This window comes from Psychrobacter sp. 1U2 (assembly GCF_051847575.1).
In genome coordinates, this window is sequence record NZ_JBPYDC010000252.1 from 1 (window position 1) to 1,309 (window position 1,309).

Consider the following 1,309-nt stretch of genomic DNA (forward strand, 5'->3'; position numbering starts at 1 on the left):
TGAACCGCCCCGGGATTGTCGGAGACTTAACATTCTGAGAGAATACGACAATGAAAACACGAAACTACACTCCTGAGATTAAAGAACGCGCCGTTCGCATGCTGATTGAAGCAGCAAATGACTATCCCTCTACCTGGTCAGCTATTCAAGCCATTGCCCCTAAGATTGGCTGCACGCCTGAAACTCTGCGGTCTTGGCATAAAAAGCACATCGATCAAACCATTCCTGCTTCAGTGCAAGCTCAAAGCCAAGAGCAACGTATTAAAGAGCTTGAACGCGAGAATAAAGAGCTCAAGCAAGCCAATGAGATTATACGTAAGGCTGCTGCTTTTTTCGCCCAGGCGGAGCTCGACCGCTGACTAAAATCATGATTCAATTCATCGACGATCATAAGAATAATTATGGGGTCGAGCTGATCTGTAGAGTATTACCGATTGCCCCGTCAACTTATTATCGTGCTCAAGACTTAAGCGACAACCCACACAAGCGTTCACTGCGCAGTCAGCATGACGACTATTATCTCAGCGAGATTAAACGTATTTGGCAGGACAGTAAATGCCGTTATGGTGTGCGTAAAGTCTGGCAGCAGATGAAAGCTGACGGGTTAAAGGTTGCTCGGTGTACCGTAGAGCGATTAATGAAGCAGTATGGCCTACAAGGCGTCTGGCGTGGCAAAGGCAAGATTACCACCAACAGCCGTGACGACCAAAAGCGCGCTGATGACTTAGTCAATCGTAACTTTAGCGCTTATCGTCCTAACCAGCTGTGGGTTGCAGATTTTACCTATATCAAGACGACAAGCGGCTGGGTCTATACCGCTTTTATTATTGATGTGTTTGCCCGTGCTATCGTTGGTTGGAAGGTATCTAATCGTATGAACACGAATATGGTGATGGCGGCTTTAAATCAAGCAATAGCAGATAGAAACCATCCCAAAGATGTGATTCATCACAGTGATCGAGGGGTTCAGTACTTATCCATTCGCTACACTGATAAGATGGCTGACTCTGGCGTGATCGCCTCTGTTGGTACAACAGGCGACTCTTATGACAACGCATTGGCTGAGACGGTTAACGGGCTTTATAAGTCTGAGGTGATTGAGTATCTAAAAGAACAATGGCATGGTGTGAACGATGTTGAATTGGCAACCCTTGAATGGGTGGACTGGTTTAACAAAACCCGTTTGCATAGCACGATTGGATATGTGTCACCTTTTGAATTTGAAAAGCGGTATTATGATAATTTAACCCTGTCAGGCATTGCTGCCTGACTCAAGTAAAACACTCTCCGATAAAGTCGGGGCGGTTCA

General features: G+C 45.9%; 1 protein-coding gene and 1 other annotated feature. The gene reads left to right on the forward strand.

The window, feature by feature from the left end; translation table 11 throughout:
- Positions 1-50: 50 nt before the first annotated feature.
- Positions 51-1,270, forward strand: a protein-coding gene (locus ACS8FD_RS14935) for an IS3 family transposase (protein ID WP_439276434.1) whose coding sequence is annotated in 2 segments (ribosomal slippage) — positions 51-327 and positions 327-1,270 — 1,221 coding nt in all. Because the reading frame shifts where the segments join, the coding sequence is not laid out codon by codon here.
- Positions 326-442, forward strand: a sequence feature (AL1L pseudoknot). (Overlaps the previous gene by 117 nt.)
- Positions 1,271-1,309: the final 39 nt, after the last annotated feature.